At 48.7% G+C, this 17,246-nt stretch carries 10 protein-coding genes; 1 reads left to right on the forward strand and 9 read right to left on the reverse strand.

The features are described 5' to 3' along the window. Positions 1-12: 12 nt before the first annotated feature. The 8 genes from K7B07_RS09260 to K7B07_RS09295 all read right to left on the reverse strand — a co-directional run bounded on the left by K7B07_RS09260 (position 13) and on the right by K7B07_RS09295 (position 14,405). Complete coding sequence (locus K7B07_RS09260) at positions 13-1,578, reverse strand: RagB/SusD family nutrient uptake outer membrane protein (protein WP_223709134.1); 1,566 nt, start codon at positions 1,576-1,578, stop codon at positions 13-15. Between the two features lie 23 nt (positions 1,579-1,601). After that, the gene (locus K7B07_RS09265) at positions 1,602-4,766 is read right to left on the reverse strand and encodes a SusC/RagA family TonB-linked outer membrane protein (RefSeq protein ID WP_223709136.1); all 3,165 of its coding nucleotides are present in this window, start codon (positions 4,764-4,766) and stop codon (positions 1,602-1,604) included. A gap of 42 nt (positions 4,767-4,808) precedes the next feature. Continuing rightward, a complete protein-coding gene (locus K7B07_RS09270; protein ID WP_223709138.1) occupies positions 4,809-5,867 on the reverse strand; it encodes a DUF5007 domain-containing protein in 1,059 nt (352 codons plus the stop codon). 12 nt (positions 5,868-5,879) lie between these two features. Continuing rightward, positions 5,880-6,581 (reverse strand): fasciclin domain-containing protein, encoded by a 702-nt coding sequence (locus K7B07_RS09275; RefSeq protein ID WP_223709139.1) that lies wholly within the window; start codon positions 6,579-6,581, stop codon positions 5,880-5,882. A 36-nt stretch (positions 6,582-6,617) separates the two neighbouring features. After that, the gene (locus K7B07_RS09280; protein ID WP_223709141.1) at positions 6,618-8,168 is read right to left on the reverse strand and encodes a RagB/SusD family nutrient uptake outer membrane protein; all 1,551 of its coding nucleotides are present in this window, start codon (positions 8,166-8,168) and stop codon (positions 6,618-6,620) included. Between the two features lie 38 nt (positions 8,169-8,206). After that, positions 8,207-11,158, reverse strand: coding sequence for a SusC/RagA family TonB-linked outer membrane protein (locus K7B07_RS09285; protein ID WP_223709143.1), 2,952 nt, complete (start codon positions 11,156-11,158; stop codon positions 8,207-8,209). A gap of 515 nt (positions 11,159-11,673) precedes the next feature. Then, positions 11,674-12,255, reverse strand: coding sequence for a Crp/Fnr family transcriptional regulator (locus tag K7B07_RS09290; RefSeq protein ID WP_223709145.1), 582 nt, complete (start codon positions 12,253-12,255; stop codon positions 11,674-11,676). 167 nt (positions 12,256-12,422) lie between these two features. Beyond that, a complete protein-coding gene (locus K7B07_RS09295) occupies positions 12,423-14,405 on the reverse strand; it encodes an alpha-ketoacid dehydrogenase subunit alpha/beta (protein ID WP_223709147.1) in 1,983 nt (660 codons plus the stop codon). Positions 14,406-14,593: 188 nt separating this feature from the next. Here K7B07_RS09295 and K7B07_RS09300 point away from each other — a divergent pair, with 188 nt between their 5' ends. After that, positions 14,594-15,664 carry a DUF4421 family protein gene (locus K7B07_RS09300; protein ID WP_223709148.1) on the forward strand — a complete coding sequence of 357 codons (1,071 nt, stop codon included), beginning with the start codon at positions 14,594-14,596 and terminating at the stop codon, positions 15,662-15,664. A 128-nt stretch (positions 15,665-15,792) separates the two neighbouring features. On the opposite strand, the gene K7B07_RS09305 is transcribed toward K7B07_RS09300, so the two are convergent. Next, positions 15,793-17,067, reverse strand: a complete 1,275-nt coding sequence (locus tag K7B07_RS09305) for a M16 family metallopeptidase (protein WP_223709150.1) — start codon at positions 17,065-17,067, stop codon at positions 15,793-15,795. Between the last annotated feature and the right edge of the window lie 179 nt (positions 17,068-17,246).

Genomic DNA, 17,246 nt, shown 5'->3' on the forward strand with positions numbered 1-17,246 from the left:
ACTTATGCTTTATTATTGTTCCCAATACATGTTTAAGGTCATTTGCGGATTCTGTACCAGTGCGGCGCGATCGATCGGCCAGGTCCACGCCCCGCGTTTGAACTGTTCTACAGAACAGTGGTAGCTGTATTTGAACCGGGGATCGGTGATCCTTCTGGTACGCACCAGATCAAACCAGTAATGCCCTTCACCAATCAGCTCACGGGCCCGTTCCAGGAACAACTGATCTTTAAAATCGTCGCCGCTCTCACTTATCGGGTCGGCCACGGCCCTTTTCCTTATGATATTATTTACGATCTCTTTGGCGCTTGCTTCATCTCCAAGACCGGAATAAGCTTCCGCCTGCATCAAAAACACATCTGCATACCGGTAGATACACTGGGTGGCATCATTCCGGTTATTAAAATCAATAGAGTTGGGATCCGCCGTTACCAGGAATTTTTTCATCTGGAAGCTCCGGTTGGCTGCATAGGCTGTGGCCGGGTTGAACCAGAGACTCAGCCGCTGATCATTCACTCCTTCGGGATAAAGCGCCCGCATAAAATCAGCGGTATAACTCATATAGGGGATCGATGCTGAAGTAGGCCGGAGCGGATCATATTTTACCTGATCAAAAAAGTCGCTCCATCCGAATGATTCACCATAGTTCCTGTTCTGCGGTACCCCAAAAAGATTTTCCTTGCTGCGGCCCTTGAATATTTCAATATACCGGTTGATCGGCAACAACTCATAGGCCCCACCGTTCTCATTCCGGATCTCGTTGGCCAGGGCAACCACTTCGTTATAATAGGCGGCTGCATTCGGCTGATCAAACCCGGCCAGCCAGAGATTTATCTCCATCATCAGGGCAATAGCACCCCCGCGCATGCCCCTGATCCCCACATAAAAAGGATCGCTGTAGCTCCACGGCATTCCTTTATAAGCGGATTTCATATCCGTTATACAGTTTTTCAGTACCTCTACCATGGGCATCCGCTTCAGGGGATCGGAGAAATACGGTTCTGTATAATAGGCCACATCCCCGAACTGGCGCACCATAAAGAAATACGCCAGGCAACGGATAAATACAGCTTCCCCGGTGTATTGCGCTTTCAGCTGGTCGGTCATATTCGGATCAGGAACACCATTGATACGGTCAACCGCGATATTCGCAGCGGCGATCACCCGGTAATAACGATCCCACTGTGTGAACCGCTTGTGATTAAAGATCTCATTCCAGTTATTACCGCTGTACTGAAAATCCACAAAGCGGCGGATATTATTGGTTGCCAGATCTGCGATATAACCGCGGCCCCAGCCCAGCTCTGTATTCTCCTTTACCATACCGCCTCTCAGCTCACCGGCAAACGGGAGGTAAGGATATTCATTGTCACCAGCTCCGGCCTGCATGTTCAAACGGGTCACTGCCTCACGGAACAGCTCATAATTACCGTTGGTGAATTTTTCCACGTCCTGTACCGTCTGCCAGAAATTATTTCCGGAAAGATCACTGGGCGGATCCACATTCAAAAACTTTTTACAGCCGGTAACTCCTGCTACCGAAGCGGCTAACAACAGGCTATATATAATTTTTTTCATAATCATCGATTAATGTTTTTTGGTTAAAACTGAACGCTTAAACCGAGGGAATACGTACGGGCATTGGGATATCCTTTTGATTTATCACGCCCGAAGCTGGTAACCAATTCAGGATCAGGCCCCGAATACCTGGAAAAAGTATACACGTTTGCAGCAGTAAGATTTAACCGCGCACTGGTCATACGGAACCGGGTCAAAAACTCCGGGGCAAAGTTGTACGACAAAGTGATCTGACTTATCTTCCAGTAGGATCCGTCTTCAAGGAAAAGCGACTGATTGGTACGGAAAGGTTGCAGTGTTCCTGCCCGTCTGAAATCATACGGATTGGGATAAACAGCGCCTACGGTTCCGCTGGTCTTGTCGCCCGGATTGGCCTTCCAGTAATTGTAGTTTTCAATGGGAGGCACCGCACCACCGGTGAAAATATTAGTGGTATAACTGCCCAGTTCTGCAGCTGCTGCTTCATTAAGCAGATCCCTTGCCAATGTATAGTTCACCTGTGTTACCAGCATGAAGTTCTTATACTGTACCGTGGAATAGATACCGCCCGTGGCTTTGGGAAAAGGATTTCCGAGCGGCAGCAAATCACGGTCATCGATCACATAGTCGCCGTTTACATCTACCCAGCGGGGATCACCCCCCTGCATATAAAAGCCCTGGTTTCCCAATTGCATGCGTTTGCCGGTTGCCGGGTTCACCGGTACATCCGCTGTGCTGGCGTAAACACCGTTGTTATATAATATCAATGGCGTCAGCTCTCTTCCCAGCCGGTATACAACAGGTATGTTGGTTCCACCATCATTAACCGGAAACACAAACTCTCTTAATCCGCCGGGCAGCCGTGTTACAACCCGTCTATTGAGCGCCCCGTTGGCACTTATTGTCCACTGTACCGGCCTATCACTCTTAAATACACGAAGGGTAAGCGTCAGCTCATGTCCGAACTTGGCCAGACTGGTTTCGTTGGTCATCTTCTTAACGAAACCGCTGGTGTTGGGCAGGTTGATCTCCCGGCCTTCATTATCTGCCGTTTCATAATAGGTATCATAGTTTACCTCCAGCCGGTTGTCTTCAAACAGTCCCAGCTCCACCCCAAAGTTTGTTTTTGTAGTGGTGAGCGGCAGGAAGGCTATGTTCGGTACCCGGTTCAGATCGATGAATACGGTGGGATTGTTATTATACTGCTGACCGATGATATATTTACCGTACACATCAAAAATATCTCCCGTAGGTGCAATGGTGCGTCCCCAGCTCCCCCTGACTGCACCATAGTTCAGCCAGTCGAGGCCCGACAGGAATTTTTCTTTCTGAAAGTTCCAGCGCGCACTCACAGACGGATTCTTCAGGTATCCCGCCGAAGGTCCGTTGGCCGATGTGGCATCCAGGCGGTAGTTAAGGTCGATTACATAACGTTTGTCATAGTTGAACGACAGGTATCCCAGGTTACCCACGATCCGTTTATCGCTCAGGTTGTCCAGGATCCCTCCTTTCGACAACCTCGGATTATATCCGAAGGATCCTTCGATCTGATCATTGGGAAATCCTACAAGAATATTTCTTGAAGCCCGGAATCCTTCTGAGCTGATCTCATTTACAGCACCTCCGGAAAGCTGGAACATATCCCCGATCATTTTTACAAAATCGAGCGAAACCCGGTTGTTGATCACATACCGCCGGTCGGAGTAGGTGATGCCTTCAGAGGAATTGCTATTCAGATAAGAAGGCGTATACATGTCTTCCGTACTGGAATTAAAATTATAGCTGAAGTTGTTGCGCAATGTAAGGCCCTTTATAAATTCCCATTGCAGATTCAGGGCTCCCAGGATGTTTGCTGATTTATTATTACTCCGGATCGCATCAAGATTAAATACTTCTCCCGTACCGGAATAGATCGATGCCGGCATCAGTGTGGAGCTCCGGATCGCATTGTAGAGTTTATCCTGGTCCAGTGTGCTGGAACTCCCCGCCTGTTTCTGCCCCAATGTTCCCTGAAGAGATACTTCTGCCAGGAAGTTTTCAACCGGCCAGTAGCGGGCATTCATGCTTAATGAATACCTTTTGAAACCGGTGTTGCGGATAATACCTGCCTCCTGGTAATAGTTTACGTTGGTTTTATAGTTGAATGTCTTATCACCCCCTCTTACCTGTATGGTATGATCCTGGTTGAGCGTGGTACGGAAGAAATATTTCTGCCAGTCTGTAGCATTATTGAAAAAAGGGTTCAGGCTATCCGACAGTGCCGGGTACCGGTTGATCAGCGCTAAGGCTGATGCCGCCGAAGAGTCATAATCCAGTATTGCCTGTATCCGGCTGAGCCGTTCCTCTTTACCACCGAGGATCGGGCGCAGTTTCGGAGGAGTCTTTGCAAAGAACTGGGCTGAGTACGATACGATGGGCACTTTGGACAGACCACGTTTTGTGGTGATAACAATTACGCCATATGCGGCACGGGAACCATACTGTGCGGTAGCTGCCGCATCCCGGAGCACATCCACCTTTTCGATATCCTGCGGCGGTATCAATGCAATCGGACTGATACCGGGGCCGGCACTCTGGAACCCGTATTCATAACCACTGTTTACATCAATAGGCGTACCATCCACTACAAATAAAGGGGAAGTGGGTCTTAAATAGCCGTCGGCAGTCATGCTCAAACTGGATGACCCGCGCAGGTTGATCGTTCCCATGCCGCCGGGAGAACCGTTGTTGTTCTGCACATCCAGCCCCGCAACCTTACCCTGCAGCAATTCCACCACGTTGGATACCGGTACATCCTGTAACACCTTTCCGCTGATAGTGGCACTGGAGCCCGTTGCCGCATCCCGGTTTTTTGTACGGTATCCTTCCACCCTTATCTCCTGAAGCGAACCCGCACCCGATTGTTCCAGTTCGATATCCAGTACATCGCTGGTATCGGCTGCAGTTACCTTGTATTCCCGGACATTGTATCCGGCATGACTGAACAGCAAGCTGGAACCCAGGCTTACCGTAATGGTAAAACCGCCATTCTCATCTGTTTGGGCAACAGGCACCGGCGGCTTACCCGCAGAGATCGTAACACCAGGTTTTCCTGTTCCCAGATCTTTATCGGTAACCCGCCCTTTCAGGGTGACCTTCGTCTGCCCATATGCGGCGTTCCAAAACCCAGTTATGAACAATATTCCGATTACCGAAAAAAATAACCTCATTTCAATCGATTTTGATTTTAATAATTTCATGACCGCCAGCTGTTACAGATCATCCGTTGTTTTAGGTACATCTTTTTTGAATGCAAAAACAATCTCCCAGTCACCGGGATCATATATAGCGAAATTGAGTCCGAAGGATGCATTGATCCGGGCGCCACCAAACCCGATGCGCGACCAGGTAAAAGCAGCCTTTGCAGTTATACCGTCGGATGTAGTATATTTTGTGGGAATGTTCACCAGCGGAATCGGATACGCCACGTCATACTGCACATAGGTATCGGTCTTCTTCATGTTGAAGCCATGCACCAGGTGTTCCCAATCGGTAGTATTAAAGATGGCCGGATCCATCGGCTGGTATAAGGTATCCAAGAAACGGAAGGTAAGCGTGTTCCTGGTAGACGGATTTGCTTTGCGGATATAAACATCCACATCATCAAAACCCAGGTTGCGGTTACTGTTTTTAGCTCCGGTTACATTTTCGATAAATGAAATCCCGAAATTTTCCCGTACGGGTTGCCCGGTCAGATTATTGAGATTGGTGGGCAATGTGGGGATCTCCTTCATGGGCATCAGCTTCAGGTTCCTGAAAAAACGCCGGCCACCGGAGTTGGACAATTCCACATCAAACAGGTACCCGGAATCCGGCTGGGAAAAAACAAAATCTGATTTGCCGGCACCCCAGAAAGTGATATCTCCTGTATGAGGGCTCATTTCCAGAATGGAATGATATTCCTCTTTGCGTTTGGCTTCTATTTCTGCTATCGATTTCTCCTCGCCCGTATAGGCGGCCTTCCACGCCTTTACCGGGAACGCATCCGTAAGCTCCGGCGCCGGTTCTCCCGTTCTTCTGCGTACGTTTATGATTTTAAAGTCCGCGGGATAGGTGGTACTTCCCTGATAAAAGTTATCCGTAAAATAGGTCGTTCTGCCCAGTATGGGTTCGTAGGTATCCAGTGTAAACCCGGAATCACCTCCGATGGTATTCCTTTCTTTCGGAACCAGTTTTGTACAAGCAGATAGTGCTACCATAAAACACAGTAACATATAAGCGGTATTCCTGCTGATGATGCAATACATATCTTTTCTGTTATTGTTGCGCATTCAATAATATTTTTAATCTCTGTTTAATGCCTGTATCAGATCTGTTCCGAATCCGAAATTGTGCCCGGGATCCAGTACATGCAGGATGGCATTGCTGGTTTTTATGTCCACCGTGTTGGTGTATACCCTTACCCAGTTTACGGCAAATACGGATTTCCGCATATCACTGAATAAGATGGCAGACGGTCCGCCACCCAGGAAGCCGGATGCATTGGTGGCACGAAGCTGCAGTTGCATTTTATATTCGTACTTCATGGAAGGGAATTCCAGTCCGTCTGCGCGGTCGTACAGTTGCTGTGTGGTAATATGACCGGGAATGATATAGCGGCAAAAGAAGCTGTCCAGGACCGCCTCATCCATGGTACTGAATGAGACCGCAGGAAGTGCCGGAACGGAATCCCTTCTTGCATCATTGATATTCTTCAATGCGATCGTATAAGAGCGGTTGCTGGTGGCAAAGACGGTATAGCTGCCGCTACGCAGGGAGTCTGCAACACCGGGAAGCCGGTTAATTACCAGCAGCATAGAATCATATACGCCGGGCTGCGACTGCAGGTACTCGATGGCATTGCCGTTAAAGGAACCGGCCGTATTGTTGTACTTCACATAGGTCTGATCCGCTTTCGAACAACCGGCGGTCACTATCAAGGCGGCCAGTATCCAAACACCAAGAGGGCGGGCGCATGTGCTGATAAACTGAGAATAGATGTTCATTGTAATATCGTTATTCGGATGATGAATCTTGATTTGTTATTGCTTCCAGTACGGGTTCTGAACAATATTGGGGTTGGCATTCAGCACCTCCTGGGAAACGGGCCAGTAAATTCCCCCGCGATCGATCAGATCATTGAAGGCAGGATCATTCCGTTTGATCTTGTTATAACGCACCAGGTCGTACCAACGCCAGCCTTCTCCCAGTAATTCTCTTCTTCTTTCTGCAAAAACCTCGCTGAGTACATCGGTGGCAGGGCCGTATGTTATCACATCGATGTTCCGGTTGGCGCGGAGTGTGTTCACCTTCTGCAATGCTTCCTCGTTCCGGCCCAGCACGGCCAGTGCTTCTGCATTCAGCAGCGTGATCTCCTCCAGCCGGGTAAATACGATAGAAGAATTATACACTGCGAACTGACCGGATCCGCTGCCTCCCGCTACCACTCTTATTTTTTTGAACACAGGAATAGCAGAGGAGTAATTCTCGAAATACGCTTCCGTCGGCAATCCGTTGTCCGGGTTAAATCCGAACCGCGCGTCATTGCCGTTGGCACGGGGAAACAATATCGCGATGCTGTCCTTGGGTATATAGATATCGGGCAGTTGCTTCGACATCGGGAATTTGGTCGTATTGGCCAGTGTCAGCTGCTCGATATGCCCGGAAGTACTGGATTCTCCGCGCTCATAGATAAAATTGAACCCGATCATCTGGTTCCAGCTCACTTCAGAGGTATTAAAAAGAAATAACTCTCCGGTAAGCTGGTCGGTGGTCACCGTTGTCAGCCGGGCCTTGCTGGCATTGTCCAGTACAAACTGGGAGTAAACAGCTACATCCACATAGCTGCCCTGCAATGCTGCGATATGGGCCAAGATGGCGTACGCAGAAAGCTTGCCCAGCAAGGTGTTTTTCCAGTCGGCTGAAGAGTTACCATAATAGAGCGGAGGGAACACCAGGTCCGGATCGGTTATGGAATACTGGTAAGGCAGCCGCTGGGAGGCTTCCAGCAATTCATTCTTTGCAAAGCTTAACACGGTATTCTTATCCGTACGCGGCAACGCTTTAAAATCACCTTCACCGGTAGATGTGATAAGCGGAACATCCCCCCAGTTCCTTACCAGCATATAGTAGGCAAATGCACGGAGCGAGCGGGCCTGGGCCACATCCAGTTTGTAGTACGATTCGGTATAACGGGTATCCTCCAGGCATCCCTTTACACGGTCTATGAATATATTGGCCGCATTAATGACAGCATAGAATCTGCGCCAGTCGCTTACACTGCTGATCAACGGGAAAGAGGCATTCAGGTTGCCATTGACCACGGCCCTCAGATCGGGCCGGCTCACAGCCTGAAAATCGCCGTCCCGCAATTCTCCCAGCACCCAATAGCTGTTATTGTCTGCCAGCGCGGCCCGGAACAGGCCGTAGATGCCGATCAGCCCCGCCCGCGCATCTTCATACCGGGTCCAGTGGTTTTCCTCAGAGGCCTGCCGGGTGGAAGGCACATCTACCTGTTTGTTACAGGCACTCATCAGCACAGCCACAAAAACAGCTACAATAAAAGGCACCTGTATATAAAAAATCCGTTTCATAAATTATCTTTTGATACTGAGATTTTGAACATTCATTATTAGAAATCAAGCTTCAAACCAACGATCAGCGACCGGGGAAGCGGTAACCCGTACCCATTGTAGATCCCGTTATAATTCGCCAGTTCGGGGTCGTCGCCTTTAAACGGAGACAGTGTTAAAAGATTGGTCCCTGTCAGGTAAATAAGACATCTGTCAAATGTTGTCCTGGTTCCTCCCTTGCTCAGGTCATATCCAATAGAAACCGATCGGAGTTTCAGATAAGAAGCGTTGTCAAGGAACAGGTCCTGGTCCATTCTGTAAGGCACTACACTGCTCCAGGGATTGTATACCGGATAGCCGGTCAGGTCCTGTTTTTCTTCCCAGAATGTGATCTCCTTAACCGAGTTGATATTGTTGTTGGCTTCTGTATTAATGAAATCCAGTCTTGAAGAAGCATACTGGTTCAGCACCTTCCTGCCCAGGGCGAAATAGCATTGGAAATCCAGCGAAAAATTATGATAGGTGAAATTGCTTCCGAAACCGCCGCTGATTTTCGGCAGGTAATTACCCTGTATCGTTTTATCATCATCATTGATCACATAGTCCCCGTTAATATCCCGCCAGCGCGGATCACCGGCTTTCAGCGCAACACCTTTGTAGGTGACGGGCTGATTTGTTGAAGGGTTTACCGGCACTTCAGCATCCGTATTATAAATGCCGTCATTGGTGAGCAACCAGAATCCGTCAACCGGTTTTCCGATTTCAAGCTTGGTGGCACCTATTGTAACGGTGCGTAGTCCATCGGGTAAGGCAGCCAGTTTATTCTTATTGTAATTCAGGTTGCCGGTGAACCGCCAGCTGAACTGATGCTTCGCTGCAGGGAACAGGTCCGCTGTTACCGAAAGGTCCACGCCTGTGTTGTTTACCGCAAGACCGCTTTTATAGGCGCCGGTATAGCCCCATTCCAATGCTACAGGAACCGGCAGCAGCATGTCTTTATCTGATTTTTTATACACATCCAGCCCTACCTGTACACGGTCTTCGATCAGGCCCAGCCGTATACCTGCGTTCAGCTGATTGGTATACGCCCATGGTATGCCGTACCCTACCCATCCGGAGGTATAGGGTCTTGACAATCCGCCCAGACCGGCATAGGATCCAAAAGTGGGTTCATTGGTAAATCCCATATCCACACGGTAGGCCGGTCCTGCATTAAAGCGGTCATCGCTCAGCAGTTTTCCCATATGCCCCCAGGAAGCCGTTACCAGGAAGGAGCTCAGCTGCTGCGCATCTGCCAGCAACGATTTTTTGAGATTCCACTCGGCACCGGCCGAATAGTTGGTGAACCACCGGTTGTCCGGCTGCATATTGGAAGAACCTTCACGGCTCACAACCGCATTTAATTTCAGTACCTCGTTATAAGTGTACACAGCATTCCCGAAAAAGGATACCAGTTTGGAGCTCATCTTTCCGGGGAAATAATTTACAAGTATCCCGCGGGGAATCAGGTAATCCGCTTTATTCGGATCACCGGTTACTACGTTGATCTTGGTAAAATCATTGGGAGTATTGTTGGCATAGGCATAATCATATTTATACACATCGGATACAAAATTCTGTCCTCCTTTTAATGTAAGGGTCCCGGAGCTGCCCACATTAAAATCGTATGCTACGCTATTGGTAATTACCAGGCGTTGGTTGTATCCGAAATAGTTGGATACAAAGTTGTTTCCTTCCAGCAGGGTAGTAGGCCAGAAAACATCACGGATGCCTTCATTGTAATCAAATCCGAGTCTTCCGGCATAAGTAAACTTTTCAAAAGGCTTGGCCGCAATAGCAATGTATCCCCTTACCAGGTTGTTGGTATTCTTATCAAACGCATTATCGAACTGCGAGAGATACGATCCATACAATGAACTGTTGGGCGTAAGCGGATTGGTGAGATCCGGAATATAGCGTTGTTCCGCAAGGCGGTCCCGGATGTTGCGGTTGCGGTCCCGCTCCTGCCGGGTATACCCGAGCATACTGGAAACCATCAGCCATTTAATGGGCGCCACATTGATAAAGAAAGAACCATTATAACGCGTAAAAGAGGTTTTATCCGCCGGGTTGGCATTCTTTGTAAGCCCGCCCATAAAACGGAAATTCGCCCGGTCGGATCCGCCGCTGAGACTGGCATCCACGTTATAAAGCGGTACATTGTCATAATACAGGTTGGTCCAGTCTGCGGGGCCGTAATAATCCCTATTCGTGGAATCACGCAGGTACGGCGGATAATTTAACCGGTCCTCCACAGTACCATACCGGTTGTAAAATGTCTGGCGGAACTGATTTTCACGTACGGCATTGGTCGCAAAAACATCGGGTTTTGCCGCATAACCAAAATAGCTGTTGATGTTGATCTTTCTTTCTCCCGACCGTGCATTTTTTGTGATCACCCAGATAGCGCCATTTGCAGCCATTGAACCCAGGGATGCCAGTGTTACCGGATCTTTGATCACTTCAATGGACTCAATATCATCCGGGTTCAGACTGGCCAGCAGATTGGTGGCCGGCCCTTCACGGTTGAAATCATATTTCTGTATTTCATAAATGAACGGGTTGTCCTGGATAACCGGTATTCCGTTTACGAATACAACAGGCTGCTGGTCGAACAACTCTCTTTTGCTCAGCAGCGGAGATGAGATACCGCGGACAAAGATGTTCTGTTCCGTTCCCGGTTCCCCGCTTGATTCCTGTACATAAACACCTGCGGCATTTCCTTTCAGCATCTGCTGCACCGATATATAAGGCTGCCGCTCCAGGTATTTCAGCGGAACTTTATTGATGGAATGCCCGTTGAATGAGGGCGCCACCTGCAGCGGCTCCAGGCCAGTGGTCGGTATTACCGGTAATGTATCCGGAACATCTGTAACCAGGGAGTCCTGTGCTGCAGCATGAAGGTTAAGGACAATAAACACCCCCAAGAAACTCCAGCTTCTTAAATACTTCAAACAATTGTTCACAGCCATTGAAAAAATTAGTTGGTTTCTAAATACTTTTTCCTACAAACGATCAGGCAAAAAACTCCCCTGTCAAAACATTTTCATGTTTTGAAAAACAAGCTATACTTCTTACTAAAAAAAACCGGCGTACTGCTGTCCTTTGGTTCGTTCTCATCGCAACATACTCCCGTCTCCGGAACAGTCAATCATTAGTAAAATCAATCTCTCTAGCTTAACTGTTATTGTTTTATTAAATTCCAATAACCAGGGCTAAGATATAGGGACAAATTGTATAATCAAAGCAAAAATGATGTGCAATCGTTTGTGCAATTAAAAATTTAATGTGCCGCTTTTTTATGCAAACGTTTGCGCTTGCACTTTTTCCGGATAAACAGTTCTTCCCGCAGCAGCCAGTACCATTAGCAGCGCTGTTTTAGTGCGCTGTACGAGCCGTTTTTTATCCGCCGGTCATTGCATGAATTGCTTAATCGATTAATAAAGGGAGAAATCGTGCCCTCAAAAAATGAAGCGGTAACTGCAGACTACTTCTTGATGGGCTCTTTGAGCATTTTGCTGAGGAACTCCGGTGTAATGCCGATATAGGAAGCTACATATTTCTGGGGAAGACAGGTGATGAGAGAAGGATATTGCCGGCAGAAATTCGTGTACCGTTCCTTTGCTGTCAGACTGAGCGAATCGATCAGGCGGTGCTGGTGGGTGGCGATGGAACGTTCGGAAAGAATCCGGAAGAAACGGTCGAACGATGCGATCTCTTTATACAGCCGGTCGAGATCGGATTTACTGATTACGATAATTTCACTTTCATCAACGGCATCAATGTTCAGGGACGCGGGTGTTTGTTCCAGCATACTCCGCATATCACTGATCCACCAGCCCGGCGGTGCAAACTGAAGAATGTGCTCAAAACCATTTTCATCCACAGAATAGCTTCTCAGGCATCCGTCAATCACAAACACGAGCTGCCGCTGCACCTCGCCCTCCTGTAAAAAGAACTGCTTTTTTTTGATCCGCTTTACCTGGCAGGTTTCTGCCAGCTTTTCCTCATCCGCCGGGGTCAGCGTAACGTGCTTCTTAATATTCTCCAACAGGAACTCTGTAGCCATGATCGTATATTTTTATTTACCCGGTAGTAAGGGTTTAAAGTAATTGTATTGCTGCTAATATAAGCAGGTGTTTCTGCTGACTGAAACCGGTAACGATACTGTATCATCTTTTATCAGCGCTTCACCCGAAACTTTTCAATATCCACTTCTCATGTTTCACTGTTCACTCAATAATTCATCAATTCCTCAATGCACTGGTCCAGCCGCTTCTTTGCCAGGAAGTTCTGCTCCAGTTCTTTGTTGAACGGAACCGGTGTGTCCAGGGAAGCGCACCGCAGCACGGGCGCATCCAGCATATTGAAACAATGCTCCCCGATCCATGCGGCTATTTCTGCTCCCGTTCCCGCAGTAAGTGTGTCCTCATGTAATACCAGTACTTTTCCGGTGCGTTTCACCGATGCCCGGATCGCGTCATAATCCAGCGGCAACAGGCTGCGCAGGTCCAGTATCTCCAGGGAAATTTCCGGGTGCGCCGCGGCATATTCCTCCGCCCAAACCACGCCCATACCATAGGTAATAATCGTAATATCTTCTCCTTTACACACGGTTCTTGCCTTACCAATTTCAACCGTGTACATTCCATCGGGCACCGGTCCGCTGCTGCTCCGGTACAATGCCTTGTGCTCAAAAAACAGGACAGGGTTCGGGTCATTGATGGCCGCGATCAGCAGCCCTTTTGCATCAGCGGGTGTAGCGGGATAAACGACCTTTAAGCCGGGTGTATGCATAAACCAGGCCTCATTGCTCTGGCTGTGGAATGGCCCCGCCCCCACACCACCGCCGGTGGGCATGCGTATCACCACATCGGCAGATTGTCCCCAGCGGTAATGGATCTTTGCCAGGTTATTAACGATCTGGTTAAACCCTACGGATACAAAGTCTGCAAACTGCATCTCCACCACCGCCTTCTTTCCTTCCAGGCTCAGGCCCAGTGCAGCCCCCACCACGGCGCTTTCGCAGATGGGCGTATTCCGGATGCGGTCCTTCCCAAAAACGGCCAACAGTCCTTCGGTTACCTTGAAGGCACCTCCGTATTCTGCAATGTCCTGCCCCATCAGTACCAGGTTTTCATTTTTCTCCAGGCACTGATGCAGGCCGTCCCGCACCGCTTCCACAAACCGCTTTTCCGTTACGGGCATACCGGCAGTTACCGGTATAGCCGCTGCCGCCGGTTCAGCATAAACCGACCGCAACTCTTCGGCCGTATCAATTACCAGCAGGCTGCCCTTATCAGCGGCCTCCAGTTCTTGCTCTACCTGTTGTTTTAACAGCTGCCGGGTTTCATTTATTTCCTCTTCTGTAATAAGCTGTTCGCTTAAAAGAAATTCTTCATATTGTTTTACCGGGTCTTTCTGTGCCCACAGCGCAAACAATTCTTCCGGAACATATTTGGTACCGCTTGCTTCCTCATGTCCCCGCATGCGGAAGGTCATACATTCCACCAGGTAGGGTTTTTTATAACGCAGGCAATATTCCCTTACACCTTTTATGGTATCATAAACCGTAAGAAGGTCATTCCCATCAATGGTAACACCTTCCATGCCGTATCCCCGGGCTTTATCGGCCAGCGATATACAGCGGAACTGCTCCTGTACAGGCGTGCTCAATGCATACCCGTTGTTCTCCACCAAAAAAATCACCGGCAGATCCCAGACAGCAGCTATATTCAGCGCTTCATGAAAATCCCCTTCACTGGTTCCGCCCTCACCGCTAAAGGCCAACGCAACCCGGGGTACATCATCCAGCCGGTAGGCCAGGGCCACTCCATCCGCAACCGCCAGCTGTGGCCCCAGGTGAGAGATCATTCCGCAGATATGATGTGCCGTACTTCCAAAATGAAAACTCCGTTCCCGCCCTTTTGAATACCCTTCCTGCATCCCCTGCCATTGCATAAACAATTGGCTTAACGGCATATTGCGGGCGGTAAATACACCCAGGTTCCGGTGCAGAGGCATGATCCATTCATCGGGCTGCATGGCCCGTGTAGCCCCCACTGCTATTGCTTCCTGCCCGATGCCACTGAACCATTTGCTGATCTTTCCCTGACGCAGGAACACCAGCATTTTTTCCTCGATCAATCGTGGATAGAGCAATTGCCGGTACAGTTCTGTTAACTGGCCGGCATCCAGACCCTTTCTGTCCGTTGTCATACTACAAACCTAATGAATCGCCGCATGTTTTGGTTTGAAAGTTCAAGGTTTTTCCATTCCCGTCCGTCTCTTTTGACTGAAATTAAAACACCAGATACTCGTATAAAACCCTATTTTTACCCTGACAATGATAAAAAACACTATTGCTGTCTGATCCAGCTTGATTGAAACAGTTTTAAACAGATTGCATGAAGAGAACGATCCTCCTTTTATTTTTTCTGAGCGCCGCCGCTCTGGTCTTTTGCCAGGATGTTACTACTCCACAATCACCTTATGATACCAGCTTTTATAAACGGTATAATCACCGGCTGACACTGGGACCGCTGCTGATCAAGAAGAACAGTGTCTATTCCACACATGCAAAAGACGGGGAGTTCCCGCTGAAATATTCAACCAACAGCCCTACCCGGCTCGGTATGACCATCGGGTACGACTGGCTGTCGGTAAGCGGTTCCGTGGGACTGGGTACCCTGGATCCGGATTATAAAAAAGAAAAAGGCAAAACCCGTTCTGCCAACTTCCAGATGTCTGTAAACGGTCGTTCCCTCCTCGGCGATCTTCATTTTCAGGTGAATAAAGGATTTTATTTACGCGGGCAGCAGGACCCTTCTTTTGCAGCAGGCGATTATTATGTACGCCCGGACATTAAAACGCAGATTTTTGGTGCCACGTTCCGGAAGATCCTGAACGGAGACCGGTTCTCCATAAAAGCTCCCTTTGTATACGACAGCTGGCAGCAGCGGTCTGCCGGATCCTTCCTGATCGGCGGGGAATTTATTTACGGGAATGCACAGGGCGACAGCGCATTTGTACCGGCCAACCTGTCAACCCATTTCCCGAACGCAACAGTGCGTTATATGCGTTACATCATGTTCGGACCCACCGCCGGCTATGCCCATACATTTGTGGTTAAAAAGCATCTCTTTTTTACCGGCGTGGTTTCTGTTAACGGGGACGCCGCCCAGACCTTTGAAAAAACGACCACCGGAGAAGAGCGGACACGGTGGTATTTCAGTCCGAACCTCAGCCTGAGGGGCGCCGCTGGATACAATACGGAAAAGTGGGAGCTCACCGCTTCCATTATCTCCAACCGCTTCTTTATCGGCTCTAATGAAAAAGACGCGAATTATCAGAACTATTCCGACCAGTTCCGCTTAGTGTATGTGCGCCGCATCAATGCCGGGAAAACCATTCCTGCAATCATCAACTGGGGCCGCCGTGCGATCAACAATCTGGGATTCGGATGGGTGCTGGATTAGTGGTTAGATTACAAAATTGAGATATAAGATGTGGGCGTCCTGATCGTATTATCCCATCAGCTGCATTTCGCTTCTCCATTCTCATTTCTTAAAACAGTCCGCCCCGTGTCAATAGCGCCATGATCCGGCTACACAACTGTCAGCTCATAAAAAGCATCCGGGTGCAGGTATTTACCCGCCATTTCCTGAAGGTCACGGGCTGTTATGGCTTTTATATTCTGAATGGATCGCTCGAAAAAATCATTGCTCAGGTCATTCAGAATAATATTCTTCCAACGGGCTATGATATGGAACGGGCCGTCAAGATCTCCCAGGATCGATCCCATCATAAAGTTCTTCACCAGCAGCAGTTCCTCCGCATCCACGGGTTCTTCTCTTAAAAGCGCCATTTCCCGGTACACTTCTTCTATTGCCGCGGCACTTACTTCACGACCGGCTTCTGTGGAGATCATCCAGCCATTATCATAGCGGTTGTTCAGCAGGTAGCTGTGGATCCCGTAGGTATATCCTTTTTCCTCACGGATATTGGCCATCAGCCGGCTGCCAAAATACCCGCCGAACAGTACATTCAACACCTGGCATTTCAGAAAATCGGGATGATGCCGGTTAAAAAACGGGCGGGCGATCCGTATCGAGCCCTGGTTGTTCTTATCATCATTGATGACCATATGTTTTTTTTCTGCCGAAGGCAGAATGCTGAAGGTCTTTTTCGCTGCCGCATTATTGGGCAGGTCTCCAAAGTACTGTTCCAGCAGCTGGTCGATCCGGTCGGGCAGATGGCCGGCAATAAATATTTTAAAACTTCCGTTCCGGTAATATTCGTTATAAAAGCCCAGCAGGTCCTCTCTTGTAAGCTGGTCAAAATCCTCATGACGGCTGAAACGTCCGTAGGGATGATCTTCCCCGAAAAGGTATACATCGATCAGGCGGCCGGCCACAAAACTGCTTTTCTTCAGGTTCACATCCAGCTTCTGTTTCATATTCTGCACCGCGATCTCTATTTCTTTTTCGGGCAGGGTGCTGTCTGCAATGACCTCTTTTACGGCGGGCAGCAATTCTTTTATATGCTTCGAAAGACAGTGAAGGGTAAGGGTGGCCGTTTCGGCATAGCAATTACGGTTCAGATACGCGCCGTAATAATCGAAGTACTCATTTAATTCGTAAGCGCTCCTGGCAGACGTCCCGTTTTTTAAAAGATGGTTGGTCATTGCCGCCTGCAGGTTTTTTGTCTCCTGCCAGTTACCGGCATCAAACACCCATTCCACCTGTAACACCTCTTCCGTTCCGGCATTCACGGCATAAACCTCCACTCCGTTCTTCAGGATGTATTTCTGATAGGGTTGTAACTGTAAATTGAAATTCACTGCGTCCACTATGGGAGGCGCCACGGTTCTGTCCGGCATTATAAAATCCTTTTAGAGCGCAAATATACGGGTGCTGTCGTTGTTGCCGCGCTGAAATACTGCTGAATTTACCCGCGGCGGACGGACTTCCGGTATACTCCGGCAAAAAAATCAGCAATAAAAAAGGGATCACTACAACGGTAATAATATGCCCTCTGTGATAAAAGTCCGGTTATAAT

It is taken from the genome of Niabella beijingensis (assembly GCF_020034665.1).
In the GTDB taxonomy this organism is placed as follows: Bacteria; Bacteroidota; Bacteroidia; order Chitinophagales; family Chitinophagaceae; genus Niabella; species Niabella beijingensis.

Excerpts from the sequence above, each read along its gene's own strand:
- K7B07_RS09275 (WP_223709139.1), bottom strand. The coding sequence starts at position 6,581 with ATGAACATCTATTCTCAGTTTATCAGCACATGCGCCCGCCCTCTTGGT.
- K7B07_RS09265 (WP_223709136.1), bottom strand. The coding sequence starts at position 4,766 with ATGAGGTTATTTTTTTCGGTAATCGGAATATTGTTCATAACTGGGTTT.
- K7B07_RS09270 (WP_223709138.1), bottom strand. The coding sequence starts at position 5,867 with ATGCGCAACAATAACAGAAAAGATATGTATTGCATCATCAGCAGGAAT.
- K7B07_RS09295 (WP_223709147.1), bottom strand. The coding sequence starts at position 14,405 with ATGACAACGGACAGAAAGGGTCTGGATGCCGGCCAGTTAACAGAACTG.
- K7B07_RS09290 (WP_223709145.1), bottom strand. The coding sequence starts at position 12,255 with ATGGCTACAGAGTTCCTGTTGGAGAATATTAAGAAGCACGTTACGCTG.
- K7B07_RS09280 (WP_223709141.1), bottom strand. The coding sequence starts at position 8,168 with ATGAAACGGATTTTTTATATACAGGTGCCTTTTATTGTAGCTGTTTTT.
- K7B07_RS09300 (WP_223709148.1), top strand. The coding sequence starts at position 14,594 with ATGAAGAGAACGATCCTCCTTTTATTTTTTCTGAGCGCCGCCGCTCTG.
- K7B07_RS09285 (WP_223709143.1), bottom strand. The coding sequence starts at position 11,158 with ATGGCTGTGAACAATTGTTTGAAGTATTTAAGAAGCTGGAGTTTCTTG.
- K7B07_RS09260 (WP_223709134.1), bottom strand. The coding sequence starts at position 1,578 with ATGAAAAAAATTATATATAGCCTGTTGTTAGCCGCTTCGGTAGCAGGA.
- K7B07_RS09305 (WP_223709150.1), bottom strand. The coding sequence starts at position 17,067 with ATGCCGGACAGAACCGTGGCGCCTCCCATAGTGGACGCAGTGAATTTC.